Annotated in this window: 8 protein-coding genes; 6 read left to right on the top strand and 2 right to left on the bottom strand. The window is 58.1% G+C overall.

What is annotated here, in order from left to right:
* Window positions 1-6 precede the first annotated feature (6 nt).
* The gene (locus FEM03_RS16190; RefSeq protein ID WP_138087319.1) at window positions 7-2,829 is read right to left on the bottom strand and encodes a hypothetical protein; all 2,823 of its coding nucleotides are present in this window, start codon (window positions 2,827-2,829) and stop codon (window positions 7-9) included.
* A gap of 115 nt (window positions 2,830-2,944) precedes the next feature.
* Between FEM03_RS16190 and FEM03_RS16185 the strand changes: the two genes are divergently transcribed.
* From FEM03_RS16185 to FEM03_RS16165, 5 genes are all read left to right on the top strand, one after another.
* Complete coding sequence (locus FEM03_RS16185) at window positions 2,945-3,748, top strand: MBL fold metallo-hydrolase (protein ID WP_138087318.1); 804 nt, start codon at window positions 2,945-2,947, stop codon at window positions 3,746-3,748.
* A gap of 200 nt (window positions 3,749-3,948) precedes the next feature.
* Complete coding sequence (locus tag FEM03_RS16180; protein ID WP_166442911.1) at window positions 3,949-5,130, top strand: hypothetical protein; 1,182 nt, start codon at window positions 3,949-3,951, stop codon at window positions 5,128-5,130.
* A 16-nt stretch (window positions 5,131-5,146) separates the two neighbouring features.
* Window positions 5,147-6,706, top strand: a complete 1,560-nt coding sequence (locus FEM03_RS16175; protein WP_138087316.1) for a hypothetical protein — start codon at window positions 5,147-5,149, stop codon at window positions 6,704-6,706.
* The gene (locus FEM03_RS16170; RefSeq protein ID WP_138087315.1) at window positions 6,703-7,698 is read left to right on the top strand and encodes a dienelactone hydrolase family protein; all 996 of its coding nucleotides are present in this window, start codon (window positions 6,703-6,705) and stop codon (window positions 7,696-7,698) included. The genes FEM03_RS16175 and FEM03_RS16170 overlap by 4 nt, the downstream gene beginning before the upstream one ends.
* 63 nt (window positions 7,699-7,761) lie before the next feature.
* Window positions 7,762-8,259 carry a hypothetical protein gene (locus FEM03_RS16165; protein WP_138087314.1) on the top strand — a complete coding sequence of 166 codons (498 nt, stop codon included), beginning with the start codon at window positions 7,762-7,764 and terminating at the stop codon, window positions 8,257-8,259.
* Between the two features lie 5 nt (window positions 8,260-8,264).
* On the opposite strand, the gene FEM03_RS25650 is transcribed toward FEM03_RS16165, so the two are convergent.
* On the bottom strand, window positions 8,265-13,409 hold the full coding sequence (locus tag FEM03_RS25650; RefSeq protein WP_138087313.1) for a beta strand repeat-containing protein: 5,145 nt from the start codon (window positions 13,407-13,409) through the stop codon (window positions 8,265-8,267).
* Window positions 13,410-13,601: 192 nt separating this feature from the next.
* Here FEM03_RS25650 and FEM03_RS16155 point away from each other — a divergent pair, with 192 nt between their 5' ends.
* The gene (locus FEM03_RS16155; protein WP_138087312.1) at window positions 13,602-13,772 is read left to right on the top strand and encodes a hydrophobic protein; all 171 of its coding nucleotides are present in this window, start codon (window positions 13,602-13,604) and stop codon (window positions 13,770-13,772) included.
* The last annotated feature ends 54 nt before the right edge of the window (window positions 13,773-13,826 follow it).

Genomic DNA, 13,826 nt, shown 5'->3' with positions numbered 1-13,826 from the left:
GCCTGTTTATTTTCCTATGCGGAAGGGGCTGCCGGGTTTATTAAATCGGGAGCTTCCCGAACCGGGGCGCGAGCTGGCGGGTTGAGGTGCTTTTTTCTCGGTGACTTTGGGCTTGGAAGTTCGCCGCATGGTGGTGGCGGGTTGACGGCTGGCGGGCTGGGCGGACTTGATTTGCGGCTCTTCCTCTTTGGCGGTCGTCTCGGTTTGATCGGCGAGGGTCATGGGGGCCTCGTTGGGCTGACGGAACTCTTCTTTTTCCTGGGTGTTGCTGAAGTAGCGCGGACGCCACATCGGATCTCCGACGGAGCCTTCGCCGACATACTCGAGGATTTCGCTGACCGGGAAAAAGACAATGCCGGGAAGTCCGCGAAGGCGGGCCTGGGCTTCGAACTGGATGCGATTTTCAAGAAAGTCGACGGAGCCTTTGGAGACGAGTTTGAAGACGCCGGTCACGGCTTCGATGTTGTCGGTGGTGGCGAAGCCGTTGGCGACGGTGAAGGTGCAGTCGGCTTCCTTGGCTTCGTTGTAGTTCTTCATCTGTTTTGGAAGAACGGCGGCGATGAGGGGGGTGAGGGGGCCAAGGATGGGAACCGCGTAGAGGTTGCTGTTAAGAATGGTGAGGGCTCCTTCTCCTCGAAGCGATTTCCAGTCGCCGAGTGTGCCGGAGAATTTCATGTGTCCGGTGAAATCTCCAGCGGTGTCATTGGTGGGGGAATAGACACGCGCGAACTCTTTGAACAGGATGGCGCTGATGGCAACTTCACCGTTGTAGGTCATGGGTTTTTTACGGTCGCTGGCCTCTCCTTTGGCGGTGAAAATACCGCCAAATAAGGAGGAGTTGACGTTGTAATCGAGACGACCATCTTTACTGGCGACGGTGGCTTTGACGTTTTTGAAGGGTGCTGGTTTGCCGAACACCTCGTAGGGAAAGGAGGCGGCTTTGAAATCAAAGTTGAAGGCTTTGTCGTCAACTCTGAGGGTGGTCTTGCCGATGCAGCTCATGGGGCCGTTGTTGTAATTGCCGGTGACGTTGAAGTTGAGCAAACCGTCGTTGAATTTCAGGACGCCGACGGGGTCGTTGATGACATAACCCTTGTCTTGAAAAGGATAGACGCCGGAGCCGCCGGGAGAGCGAAACTCCACCGTCAGGTCGGTGCCGGGGCTGCGATAGAAGATGTCGCCTTCCATGGTCACTTGCGGTGGTTTGGCGATGCGGTAGCGGTCGATGATGGTGGCGATTTTTGGTGCGAAACAACTGACGACCTCGGCGACGTGAACGCTGCCTTTGATGCCTTCGAAGCTGACCTTCTTCTGATCCATGTCGTGGCGAACGAGGTCAGCGCTGGCTTCACCTTCTTCGCGTTGAAGCTTCAGGTTGCGGAAGGTGTGAACGCGTCCGGCGGCTTCGAGTTCGCCGGTGAGGTGTTCGACTTCGACGCCGCGGTAGACAAAATTTCGCAGGTCGTAGTGGCCGGTGCTGCGGCAGGTTTGCAGATTGAGCTCGTCGCCTTCGCCTTCAATTTCGAGGTAGAAGCGCGATTGTTCATTGAGCTCAAAGCGCTGGAGCGTTTCCCGCGACTGGTGATCTCGTGCGAACGGGATGAGCACGCGTGGGTCCATCTGCACCACGGCACGATAGCGGACGCCTTCGCCGTGACGCCACATGGCCTGGAAGGTGGTGCTGCCGCTTTTGTGAGAGAGGATGCCGTCGCGGATGTAGCATCCTTCGGTCGACAGGCCGACGTTCATGCTGAGGCCTTCGAGGAGTTCACCCCGGGTGGCGAGGCGGCCGGCGCGGACGGAGGCGACCCCTTCGAAAGGGAGGAAGGCGTTCTGGGGGATGGCGCTGCCAAGCAGCAACCGGCCTTCGGCGACGACATCAGGGGTTTCGTAAAACACCACTTCGCGCAACATGTCGTTTTGCAAGAGGGCGGATGCAAAACCGGGGAGGTCGGCGCTGGATTGCAGGTGCAGATCGACGTGTTCGGTTCCGAGCCGCCAGGTGGCGGAGGCTTCCATTTCGCCGAGATGATCGCGAACGTGGAGGCGGGAGATGTCGAGCGTTTCGCTGGCGTAGGTGGCGGTGGCGGAGAGTTCTTCGCAAACGTAGTCGCGATGGCGCATGCCGTTGGCGCTGAGCCGCATGGTGGCCGTCATTTCTTCCAAGGCTTCGAGGTCGCCGTTGATTTCGATTTCCAAGCGCGGAGCTTGGGCGGATTCGAAGTGGCGCAGGCCTTTGGCGATTTTGACGATGAGGTCGCGCCTGGAACGGATGGCCTCGAGACGTTTGCGGCGGCGGTCTTCTTTTTGTTCCTCGGTTTCCTCGACTTTGGGGGGGCGGGGTTTGAGAATGGAGCCGGTGATGTGGATGCGCAGGCCAAAGAGGGTGCCTTCTGCGGTGCGCATTTCGATGCGGTCGCCGACGAGCACCATGCCGGCGTTCATGTCGCTGATGCTGATGATTTCGGACTGGGGATCTTCGGAGTCGACGGGAAAGCGGACATCAGCGTTGTGGAGATCGATGCCTTCGAGGAAGAGCTCATGGCGGATCATTTTGCCATAATCGAGATCGAGATTGAGCCGGTCGACTTCACCGAGCAGAACACGCCGTTGTTGATCGTGGTAGACGCGGAGGCCATGGGCGACAACGCCTTCAATGGGGTCGAGGGTGAGGTTGTCGAGGGCGAGGAAGAGGTTGCGTTTTTCGCACTGTTCCACCACCAAGGCGCACCACTTGCGCGAGAATGATTCACTGCGCACGTAGAAACCGATGCCCAGAATTCCCGCGATCAGTGCCATCACCATGAGTCGCCGCAGCAGGCCTGCCATGGAGGGAGACTAGCATGAATGAGGGAGAGGTGAAAGGTGGAAGTGCTGAAAGGTTGAGAGGCGGGGGAATTTCGCTTTTTGCTTTTCTCCCACCTCATTTCACCTATGGTCGGGGATGATTTCATTGACGGTTCTTGGCAGTGGCAGTTCGGGCAATTGTGCCGTGCTGCGCAGCGAGAATGCGTGTCTTTTGATCGATGCGGGCCTGAGTTCTCGGCGGATTTGCCAGCGTCTGGAGATGGTGGGGCTGACGGTGAATGATCTGGATGGCATCTTGCTGACGCATGAGCATGGGGATCATACCCAGGGGCTGGAGGTGTTCTGCCGGGTGAGCAAGGCACCGCTTTTCAGCACCAGCTACACGCAGGCGGCGTTACGGGATCATTTTGTGAAAAGCAGTCCTACTTGGCGGCTGATGCAGACGGGCTCGGTGTTTGAATTCAAAGACCTGCGCATTGAGTGTTTTCCGGTGCCGCACGATGCGGTGGACCCGGTGGGATTTTTGATTTGTGATCATGAGTCTCGCCTGGGAGTGCTGAGTGACGTGGGATATGTGCCCAATCTGATCCGTGATCGATTGGGCGGTGTGCATACCCTGTTCATGGAAGCGAATTATGACGCGATTTTGCTGGATGAGGACACGCGTCGCCCCTGGCCGACCAAGCAGCGCATCAGTGGCAAGCATGGTCATTTGTCCAATGATCAGGCGGCGGAACTGGTGGAGCACATTGCGCATTCGGGACTGTATCAGGTGGTGTTGGGGCATTTGAGCGAGGACTGCAATCATCCTGATATCGCACGCAGCCGGATTGAGCTGGCGTTGAGGGAAAAGGCGGCGCATGCACGGGTGATTTGTGCAGATCGACATGCACCAACACCATGGTTGGAGGTGGCGATGAAAATGTTGCTGCCAGTGTGATGTAAAGTTTTGTTCATGGGTTTTCAGTTTTTTTGTGACGGGGCTGTAACTTTTCTATTGATTATTTTAAGGGTATTTCTTATTTCTAATTAATGTTTGCGATTAAAGTTTGCGGTAATTGGAGCTTATTGATTGCGAGTTTAATATTATCAGTGGCGAATGTTGGAACGTCACAGGAGGCGGCAGTTTCCACTCGTGACATGGGGACTTGGTGGGATGGGGCTTATCTTGAGGGCCGTGGATTGGTGTTGTTTGGAGACAAGGAACTCCCGTTGAGCCAGAAAAATGAAGTGAAGGCGAGGGAGCTGTCTGCGCCCTTTCCTGAAACGCTCTATTCACCATTCGGATTGGTGTTTCCGGCACTTGGAGGTAGCGACGGCCCCGCACTCAGCAGCACCCCGAATACGGAGGAAAAGTTCGTGATGATTTTGCGACTTCAGAGCGATCTGGAAAGTGAACCGGGAAATGCGAGACCTGCGACGTTCGAATGGCAGAATGATTCGGGATCAGAATCATGGATGACCAAATCGGCGGTGATCACGGAGTTTTATTTTCCGGGGATTGGTGGTCCGCTGTTCAGGGCCAACACGAATGATGGCATTGGATTCCACGTGGTGGCAGGGGCATCTTGGGATCGGTTCGATGGGGACGAGGATCAGATTGACAGTCGGAAATTCAAATTGCTCGGGGAGTTTGTGGCGTTTCCTGCGACCATTGGAAGGGTGATGAATTCGAGCCAGTTGGTGAAGGTGGGGGTGACTTATGAAGAGGACGCGGTGCGGGACCTGGATCGTTATACGCTGGATCTGCATTGGAATCCGGCCATCGGACTGCCGGTGTGGTTCAGCGGCGGCAGTGACCAAAAAATCCGGACCTTGTGGATCGGTGGCAGAACTTACATTGAGGATGGCAAGTTCATCTACAACGAGGAGGTGATGAAGACCAACGCGAACATTCGTGAGGCGCGCAGAAGATATGCGGCAGGCGAGCTGACGGCTCCAGGGTTTCAGGAGGCGGTCGAACAAGAGCTGCCGTCTACTTATCTTTCGGTCAAACCCGATGTGGGGCTGGAGTTGGGTGAATCAGAGGAGTTCTCGGACGTGTTGAGCAACTTCACGGAAGGGGCGGTGCGGTATGGGATCGAAGTGGCCCTGTCGTTTCGTGAGCCACTGAAGCTGCCTGGCAAAGTGGATTTTGTCTACAAGTTGATTGGTCGGACGTTTTTCGACGGGGGAGACAACCATGTGTTTCACGAGGCGTCGGTGGTTTACAAGGGGAAGTATCTGCCGATGTCGGTGAGTGCGAGTTATGAGTATGGAGAAAATGCGCCGGACTATGTGAAGCGCGATCTGGTGAAGGTGGGAGTGGGTTTGAAGTTTTGATGATTGGATGACTTGTATGAAAACGAAAAACTTTTTAAAACTGTGGCCATGGGTTGGGTCGGTCATGTCGGTGATGGTTTTTGGCAGCTGTGCCGGGCCTTCGCCAGTTTATACGTCCACGAAGCCGTTCAGAACCACGCTGGAGGCGGAGGCTTTGAAGATGGGAGAGACGTCAAAGACGGATGCCGCCGTCTGGAAAGATCCTGAGGATGGTCGTCCTTACATGGGATTCGTCGAAGTGGATGATCATGGCGAATTGTGCAGTTTGGAACAGCTGCGGATGGTGTCTGCAACGGTGGAGCAGGCGGCAAAGCGAGCCAAGATTTTCCATCTCATTGTTTTTGCCCATGGATGGGAGAACAACGCCAGCCCCTACAATGAGGAGAATGGCAATTTGAAGAATTTCACGAAAACCATCAAAGCGATGCGGGAAGATCCGGCGCATCGCAAGGCCGGGGTGGAGGTGATGGGAGTCTATGTGGGGTGGCGCGGCAAGACCGTGGGATTGGAGTTGCCGGCCTGGGCAGGATTACCTATGAAGGTGGACTTTTACCATGGCATGGCGCGGGCAGAGCGGGTGGGCAAAGGGGTGGGGATTACTCATGCGTTGTATGATCTATCGGGTTCAGCCAGGAAGCACCGGCCTGCGAGTTCCCGGGTGATTTTTGTCGGCCATTCCTTTGGTGCCATTGTGATGGAGAATGCGATCAACAAGGCGATGGCCAGCAATCTGGTGAGGGTGGCGAGTGCGGGATCAAGCGAAAAAGTGGTGCCCCCTGCGGATCTGATTCTGTTGGTGAACAGTGCGCAAACGTCGATCATTTCAAAGCAGTTTGTGGACATGCTGAGAACGCTCGAAAAGGACAAGGGTTTCGCGTTGAAGGCGGATGGTCGAGAATCGAATCATCGGTTTCCGTTGATCGTTTCTGCCACTTCGGAGAAGGACTCGGCGACCAGTTTCTGGTTTCCGACAGGAATTGTGGTGGGACGATACATCATGCGATTCAGCAACACGGGCGTCGCGGGACACTACCGCAGCGATTACAAACGCGATGGTTATACCAAGTCGCAGAACTACACGCACCGGCATACCGCAGGGCACAATGAGGGATTGTTCAGTCATTCGGTGGTGGAGAGTAATGAAACGTCGGGAGGGACGGCGAGAGCGGAGTATGTGCGCCGGTATCCAGGTTACCCAAGCGTGGACGACAGGGTCATGGCGATTTCCAGCAACCAGCATTATCGCAGCAACGTCAGGTCGGACGGCAGCATTTTGATCAGGGGGATCAACAAGGATTATTTGATGAGGGCCGGGGATGAAAAGGACACTTACAACCGGACTCCTTTTTGGATCACCCAAATGCCGGCGAGCATGGTGAAAAGTCATGGAGGAATCTGGACCGAAGAGTTCGCCGGTTTTGCGACGGCGATGTTGCATCTTGCCCTTGCACCGCCGACGCAGCGGAGAGCCCCCCGGGCAGGGGAGAGAGCGATGGGCGCGGAAACCATGGGGGTGGACGTTGAGGAAATGAGCTCGCGGACTTCGCTGCCACAACTTTACTTCCAAAAGCGATGATGAAATGGTTGAGCATCGTTTGGTTGGGCGTGTCTCTGATGGGGATCGTTTCTTGTGCCCACACGGATTTGAAGTGTTGCAATCCGATCGAAACGAAGGAGGAGAAAGCCGAAGAAATCCGTCGGTTCGAGTCGTTCAGTTTCGAATACGCCGGTATTCGCCATGATTGCCTGGTGACACGTGCAAAACAACCGGGGAAAGGGGCGGTGTTGTTGTTGCACGAAATGCCGTCGCTTTCAGTGAGCGTGTTGGAACTGGCGAGGCGAATGGCGGCAAAAGGTTATGATGTGTATGTGCCGGATTTGTGGGATTCACAGCAGAGCAGTGGGTCCCGTGCAGTGTTTGTCAAAAATGCGATCGTGCTGCCCCTGTCGAAGGGGTTCAGGCTGGATCTATCTTCCGTGCCAAGCCGGCGTATTGTTGACTGGTTGTCCGGCCTCTGCCGGGAGGTCATTGTCAAACAACACCCGGGCGAGAGGATTGGATGTGTCGGGCTTTGTGTGACGGGTGTGTTTCCGGTGATGCTGGCAGGATTGGTTCCTGAGATTGCAGCTCCGGTGGTGTGCCAGCCTTCGTTGTTGCGCCTGCCGTTGGGGGATGAGGTGAAGGCGGACATCGGCATGTCGAAGGCCGAGGTAAAGCTGGTGAGGTCACGGATGGAGAGGGAGCCGGATTTTCAGATTTTGGCGTTTCGGTTTGAGCATGACAACGTTTCACCAGCGGAGCGGCTGAATACCTTGATCCAGTGTTTCCCCGGTCGGGTCTTGGATGGAACATTGAAGGCGGAAAATTATTATGGCAGGGACAAATTGCCGTTGAATGCGCATGCAATTTTGACGGATTGTTACGTTGCTCCTCGTGGAGGCAAGAAGGTGACCGAAACCCATCGCGCCTTTGTTGAGATGATGGAATTCATGGATGCCAAATTGAAGGGGAGTCAACCACGGCGGTATGTGCCTTCAGGTGGAGCGCTGGTCCGTGAGGTGCCGTGAAGAGGGTCGCATTGAGGTTGAGGTTTGACAATGGGGCGTCAGGTCAGGTAGAGAAGAGGCTGTATGCGCATCATTTTGAGATTATTGCCGGTGTTGGTGCTGGCCATCGCCGGGTGGCTGGCGATGCCGTTTTTTCAGTCGGCGGAGACTCAGGTGAGGCGGAGTCATGACGAACTTTTTGATCTGGCGGGAGGGCGTTATTGGGCCGAGGTGGGAGGAATGCTTTCGAACGAGTATGAAGATGAGTGGGGCAACAATGCGGAGGATGCGATTGAGATTGCCAGAGAGTTGTTGCGGGGGTTTTTGGTGCTGGATTTGCAGTGGACAACGACGGAGGTGGTGGTGACTGAGGATGAAAATGGGTTGTCGGCCACGGTGACGGGAGATGCACGAATCGAGGGCAATGGGGCGGGACTGAGCCAGATGGTGATGAGCAAAGTGAACAACTTGCAGGAGCCGTGGACCTTCACCTGGCAAAAGGAGGGCTGGAAGCCGGGAGACTGGCGGCTGGTGGAAGTGACGCATCCCAAATTAAAAGGGATGTCGCCTTCGAGTTTTTGACCGGCTCAGTCTTGCGCACGATGGCGGCGGCGGATGAGGAGCGGAAGTGTCAGGCCAATGAACAACAGCAAGGCGCGACCGGGTTCGGGGACGGCAACGGTGATGGTTCCATCGGTGTAGAGCTGGCTGGTGTCCCAGATGAATCCGGAGTTGAGGGTGGGCAGGAAGAAGTCGCCAAAGACGTTATTTGCGGTGCCGAAACCTGCAGTGGCGACATCATCCCAGTCGAAGAGTCGCCAGGTGTCTCCTTCGACGAAACCAAGCGCGAGGCCGAGGGGATCAAGGACCTGAAGGTCGGCCAGGTTGAGATTGACGTTGCCGTTGAAGTTGAGGGTGTCGGCGGTGGTGAGGTCGAGGCTGTGGTCGGTCCCGCCGCTGCCGGGATCGGCAAGGATTCGCAGTTGCACGAGGCTGGCATCGTCAAATAAACTCGAGCCGCTGAGGCTGGTGGTGAGACTGAGGTGACTGGCGGGGCCGCTGCCATCGCCCGCAATGAGGGTGGCGTTGGCGAGGAACTGGATGGATTGACCGGTGGCCAGGCTGACGGAGCCATCACCGCCAAGAGTGGCTCCAGAGGCGATGGTGTAGCTTCCGCCTCCGCTGTGGGTGCCGTGAACGAGGTAACGACCACCGTTGACGTTGGTGGCTCCGGTGAAGGTGTTGGTGCCTGCGAGGATGAGGGTGTCGTCGGTGCCACCGGTTTTGCTGATCGCCCCGCCGCCGTTGATCTGGGCGATGTTTTGCAGGGTGCCGTTGATGAAAATAAGGTTGTCGATGGGGCGGCTGGCGTCGCCGATGTTGTTGCCATTGAGGTTGAGGGTGGCACCTTGCAGGCGGATGGTCGAGTTGACGTTGCCAACGCCGGTGTTTTCTTTGACGATGTTGCCGCTGACGTTGACGGTGCCTCCGGTGAGGTTGAGCGTGGCAATGGAGTCGTAGCCGGTGGTGTCGGCGCGGCCGATCAGGATGCCGCCGCTGCCAATGTTGGCGGTGCCGGCGGAGACATTGAAGGTGGCGGTGGCGTCAGGGTTTGAGCTGGCGTTGGCGACGTTTGCAGTGTTGCGCGCCATGGTGAGGGTGGCGATGTTTAGTGTGCCGTCGCCGATGAGGTTGAAGACCGAATTGACGGCGCGAATGCCGGGGTTCCGGGTGTCAGTGCCGGAGGTGAATCCCATGTTGAGGCTGGTCACGGTCATGAGACCCCGGTCCATGGTGAAGGTGGCATTGAGGGTTCCTTGCCGGTCATTGACGCTTCCGAGGGCAAGGGTGGTGATGAGCGCATTGAGGGTGCCGCCAGTGAAGTTGGCGGTGGAGGTCCAGGTGGAGTTTTCAAAGTTGTTGAGCGTGCCCATGGTCCAACTGCTAACGGCGCTGGTGCCGTTGGTGGCGCGGATGGTGACGGTGGGGTCGATGAGGTTGTCGGCAAAACGGATGACGCCGCTGGAGCGTGAGTTGGAGATCATGAAGGAGTTGGCGTTGAGGGTGTTCGTCTGGCCGAGCAGGAGGGTGGAGAGGCCGCCGCCAGAACTGCCGACGTTGTCCCCCAAACGGATGGAGGAGGCGGTGATGGTGTTGGTCTGGGCGAGGCGGACGGTGCTGACAGCAGTGGTGCCGTTGGCGAAATGGGCTGCCGGGCCGGCATTGAGGCCGATGCTGAAGATCTGGCTGGAGCCGTTGTGGGTGTAAGTGGAAAGGCCGTTCATGTCGACGTTGAGCGGTTTGGCTTGATCGGCAGTGAAGAATTGGGTCGCGGTGCTGTTGTTGTTGTTGATAAGGGTTCCGCCGTTGCCGGTGATCGCGAGATTCATGGCTCCGATACCGGTGTGGGTGTTGAAGGTGAGGGAAGAAACGGTTTGACTGGTGTTGTTGAGATTGAGGGTGGCGGTGGCCGCATCAAAGGTGATGGCGCGGTTGCTGGGGAGGGTGTTGTTCGCGCCGATGAGGGAAAGGGTGCCTGCGCGGAGGGTGGTGCCGCCGGTGCTGGTGACGGTTTCGGTGATTTCCAGGGTGCCGAGGCCGGTTTTGATGAGGGTGCCGGTGCTGGTGATGGTGGTGTCGATCCCGAGGGTGGAGCCGGCGTCGACCTGGAAGGTGCCGCCTTGGGAGCCGAGGGTGATGCCGCGGGTGGGGTCGTCGATACGGAAGGAGGCGAGGGCGCGGAGGGTGCCGTTGTCGAGGCGCAGCTGGTCGGCGGTGAAGGCGACGGGTGCAACTCCAAGGGCAGTGGCGGAGTTGATGGCGAGGGTGCCGCCGGTAATGTTAAATTTGGCGCTGTGGTCGGTGAAAGTAGGGGTGAGGAAGAGGGTGCCGGTGCCGGTTTTGGTGATGGTGGTGGCGCTGTCGGCGAAGAAGAGGCCGGTGAGGGTGAGTCCTGCAGTGTTATCGACGTGGAGGGTGGGGACGGCAGAGGTGAGGAAGAGGTTGGTGTTGAGGGTGACGGCACCGGAGGTGTTGGCGACGGTGATGGCGGGGTCGCCGGTGAGGGTGAGGGAGTTTTCAGCGTCGTCGAGGGTGAGGGGAGTGGCGGTGCTGATGTTGAGAGTTTTGAAGGTCATGTCGGCACCGAGGACGGTGGTGGCGGGAAGGGTGGAGGTGGTGGCGGAGAAGTAGACGTCGGTCATCGCTCCGGGGACGAGGCCGGTGTCGGTGGCCCCGTCGATGGTGGCGGACCAGTTGCTGAGGGTGGAGCCGTTGGAGGCTGACCAGACGTTGTTGGCGGGGGTGAATCCACCTTTCCAGTAGGCGGCGGTGAGGGGGCCTGCGGCGGTGGTGTTGGCGGTGATCTGGGTGGGGGAGGCGACGATGGCGACGGTGAAGTCGGTGTTGTTGTAGACAATGCCGAGGGAGTAAGTGGCACCATTGGCGGTGAGGCCGCCGGCAGCGTCGAGGATGACGGAGCTGGCGGGGGGTGGGGTGGGTCCGTTGTGGTGGATGTTGACGGCGATCTGGGCGTTGGTGGCGGTTTGCACGACGGCTGCGGTTTGGATGGAGCCGGTGGCGCTGCCGAGTTGGGCACCGATGGCGGAGCCGTCGGCAAGGGTGAGGGCGGAGAGGGTGAGGGTGCCGCCGAGGCGGTCGTTGAAGTCGAAGGTGCCGCCGCTGCGGACGTCGATGCCGGCGGTGTTTTGCAGGGCGGTGGTGGTGTCGACGAGGAGGCGTCCATTTTCGATGACGGTATTGCCGGTGTGGGTGTTGGTGCCACTGAGGATGAGGGTGCCCGGGCCGGTTTTGACGAGGTCTGCTCCGCCATTGAGTTCGCTGAGGTTGGAGAGGAGGCCGCTTTGGAGGTTGAGGGTGACAGGGTTGATGGCGTCGCCGATGGCGTGGTTGTTGAGGTTGAGGTGGGTGCCGTTGAGGTTGACGGTGCCGATGGTGTTGGTGTCGCCACGGACGATGTCGCCGTTGATTGAGAGTTGGCCACCGTTGAGGTTGAGGGTGGCGGTGATGGGACCGGTGCCGCTGCTTTGGTGGGAGCCGAGGATGATGTCGGAGTTGATGGAGGCGACGCCGGCATTGAGGTTGAAGGTGGAGGTGATGGCTTGCTGGTTGCCGGAGTCGGGGTCCTGGCTGATGCCGAGGGTCATGCTGTTGTTGACGACGAGAAAGCCGCCATTCATGGTGAAGGTGGCTTCGGTGGTGGTGACGGGGTCGGGGCTGTTGGCGGCGACGAGGTTGGTGGAAACGGCGATGCCGAGGTTGAGGTGATTGATGTCGACGCTGCTGTCGGTGCCGCCGAAGGTGAAAGTGCCGATGGCTTTGCCGTAGGCCCCGCCGTTGAAGCCGCCGTTGTCGGTGCCGCCGAGGGCGAGGTTGAGGTTGTCAATGAGGAGATCGACGGTGCCGCCGGTGAAGTTGAGGTGGCCTTCGGAGGTGCTGGAGCCGCCGGTGGTGGAGAGGCTTGAGGCGTTGCGTGAGTCGGCGACGAAGATGTTGGTGCGGGAGGTGCCACCGGTTTGGCCGCGAAGGGTGAGGGTGGGGTTGATGGTGCCTGCGGTGAAACGCATGGTGCCGATGGAGCGTCCACCACCGGCGACGATGGTGTTGATGTTGAGGGTGTTGGTGGTGCCGAGGTCGAGAAAGCTGCTGGAGGTGACCTGGGTGTTGATGCCGAGGAGGAGGTTGTTGGCGGTGAGTTCGTTGTTGCGTGCAAGGACGAGGGTAGACTGGGGGCGGCCGGTGGAGGCAAAGGCGGAGGTGTTGGTGGTGGCGCGACCCACGTAGATGTTGTTGGTGGTGCTGGTGAATTGTTCGAGGTTGGCGAGATTGAGCAATTGGGTGCTGGTGCCGGTATCGTTGCCGCTGGATACGGTGAGGTTGGCGGTGGGGGTGTTGACGATGAGGTGTCCGGCGCCGCTGACGGTGGTGTTCGTGGTGTTGCTGGCGCTGGTGCCGTCGAGGATGCCGTTGGTGAGGGCGCCGTTGACGGTGAGGGTGGTGTCGGCGGCGATGTTGACGAGGTTGGTGGTGGCGTTGGAGCGGCTTTGGAAGGTGAGGCTGGCGAGGGATTGGTCGGCACGGACATCGAGGGTGCCTGCGGTGGTGGGGGTGCCGAGGGTGAGGTTGGTGGTGGAAGGAAGGGTGCCGGAGGTGTTGAGTTGGACGGCACCGTTTTGAATATTGAGGTCGGCGAGGGAGGTGGGGGAGTTGAGGATGATGCGACCGCTGCCGGTTTTTTTTAAGGGGCCGGTGCTGGTGATGCCGGTGGAGATGGTGAGGGGCTGGGTGGAGTCGCTATGGATGGCGGGTGCGATGCCATCGAACTGGAGTTGTTGGGTTCCGGAGGCGGGGGTGATCTGGTAGGCTCCGGCCTGGCTGCCGAAGATGAGTTGGTTGAGAAAAATGTTTTCGCCGAGGGTGATGGTGCCGCCGATGGCGGGATTGGTGTAGCCGGCTGAAGCAGAGAGGTTGGCGATGCTGTCGGAGGCGTTGATCCAGGCTCCGTTGGTTCCTGCCACTGACGGGGTCCAATTCAGGCTGGCGGGATCGTTGTTCCAAAGGCCACTGCCATTCTGGTTGCCAGCGGCACCTGTGTTAGCGTCCCAAAAAAATTCGGCAGAAAAAGACGTCGATGAAAGGGAGAGAACGCCGGCCATCAGCAGCGCTGCGAGTTGACGGATGGACGATCTGGCTGCTGGGGTGTTTGCAAACATGGCGTGTTAAGGTGGGAAGGCGTATTGGTGGCGTCGGGAGAATTAGGGCCGGTGAGAGGAATGCCGTTTCCTTTTCGATGGCGTCCTCAAGTTTTAACAGACCGATGGAAAAGGCGTCAAGCCATCAATGCACTTCGGATTGGTGGATTTGAAGAGGCGCGATAAGGGATATCGGGCCGTTTCTATCTGTATATGAAAAATTCTTTGCCTGGAATCGCCGTCATATTGCTGGTCATCTGGTTGGTTGCCAAGGTGGTGTTTGCCGTGACCGGTTTCTTTCTCAATTTGCTTTGGATGGCAGCGGTGCTGATGTTCGTGGTCTGGTTGTTCGGTAAATTTTTCGGCAAATCGACCGCCAATTGATCGGATTCAACCCACAAAAAAACCGGTGGTTGATGCCACCGGTCCTTTAAAATC

The sequence above is a fragment of the Phragmitibacter flavus genome (assembly GCF_005780165.1).
Lineage (GTDB): Bacteria > Verrucomicrobiota > Verrucomicrobiia > Verrucomicrobiales > Verrucomicrobiaceae > Phragmitibacter > Phragmitibacter flavus.
Note: the sequence above shows the minus strand (reverse complement) of the source record. Positions and strands in the feature narration are given on the sequence as shown.

What these genes read in the sequence shown, in the direction of transcription:
- FEM03_RS16190 (WP_138087319.1), bottom strand. Translation starts at nt 2,829, where the DNA reads ATGGCAGGCCTGCTGCGGCGACTCATGGTGATGGCACTGATCGCGGGA.
- FEM03_RS16185 (WP_138087318.1), top strand. Translation starts at nt 2,945, where the DNA reads ATGATTTCATTGACGGTTCTTGGCAGTGGCAGTTCGGGCAATTGTGCC.
- FEM03_RS16180 (WP_166442911.1), top strand. Translation starts at nt 3,949, where the DNA reads ATGGGGACTTGGTGGGATGGGGCTTATCTTGAGGGCCGTGGATTGGTG.
- FEM03_RS16175 (WP_138087316.1), top strand. Translation starts at nt 5,147, where the DNA reads ATGAAAACGAAAAACTTTTTAAAACTGTGGCCATGGGTTGGGTCGGTC.
- FEM03_RS16170 (WP_138087315.1), top strand. Translation starts at nt 6,703, where the DNA reads ATGATGAAATGGTTGAGCATCGTTTGGTTGGGCGTGTCTCTGATGGGG.
- FEM03_RS16165 (WP_138087314.1), top strand. Translation starts at nt 7,762, where the DNA reads ATGCGCATCATTTTGAGATTATTGCCGGTGTTGGTGCTGGCCATCGCC.
- FEM03_RS25650 (WP_138087313.1), bottom strand. Translation starts at nt 13,409, where the DNA reads ATGTTTGCAAACACCCCAGCAGCCAGATCGTCCATCCGTCAACTCGCA.
- FEM03_RS16155 (WP_138087312.1), top strand. Translation starts at nt 13,602, where the DNA reads ATGAAAAATTCTTTGCCTGGAATCGCCGTCATATTGCTGGTCATCTGG.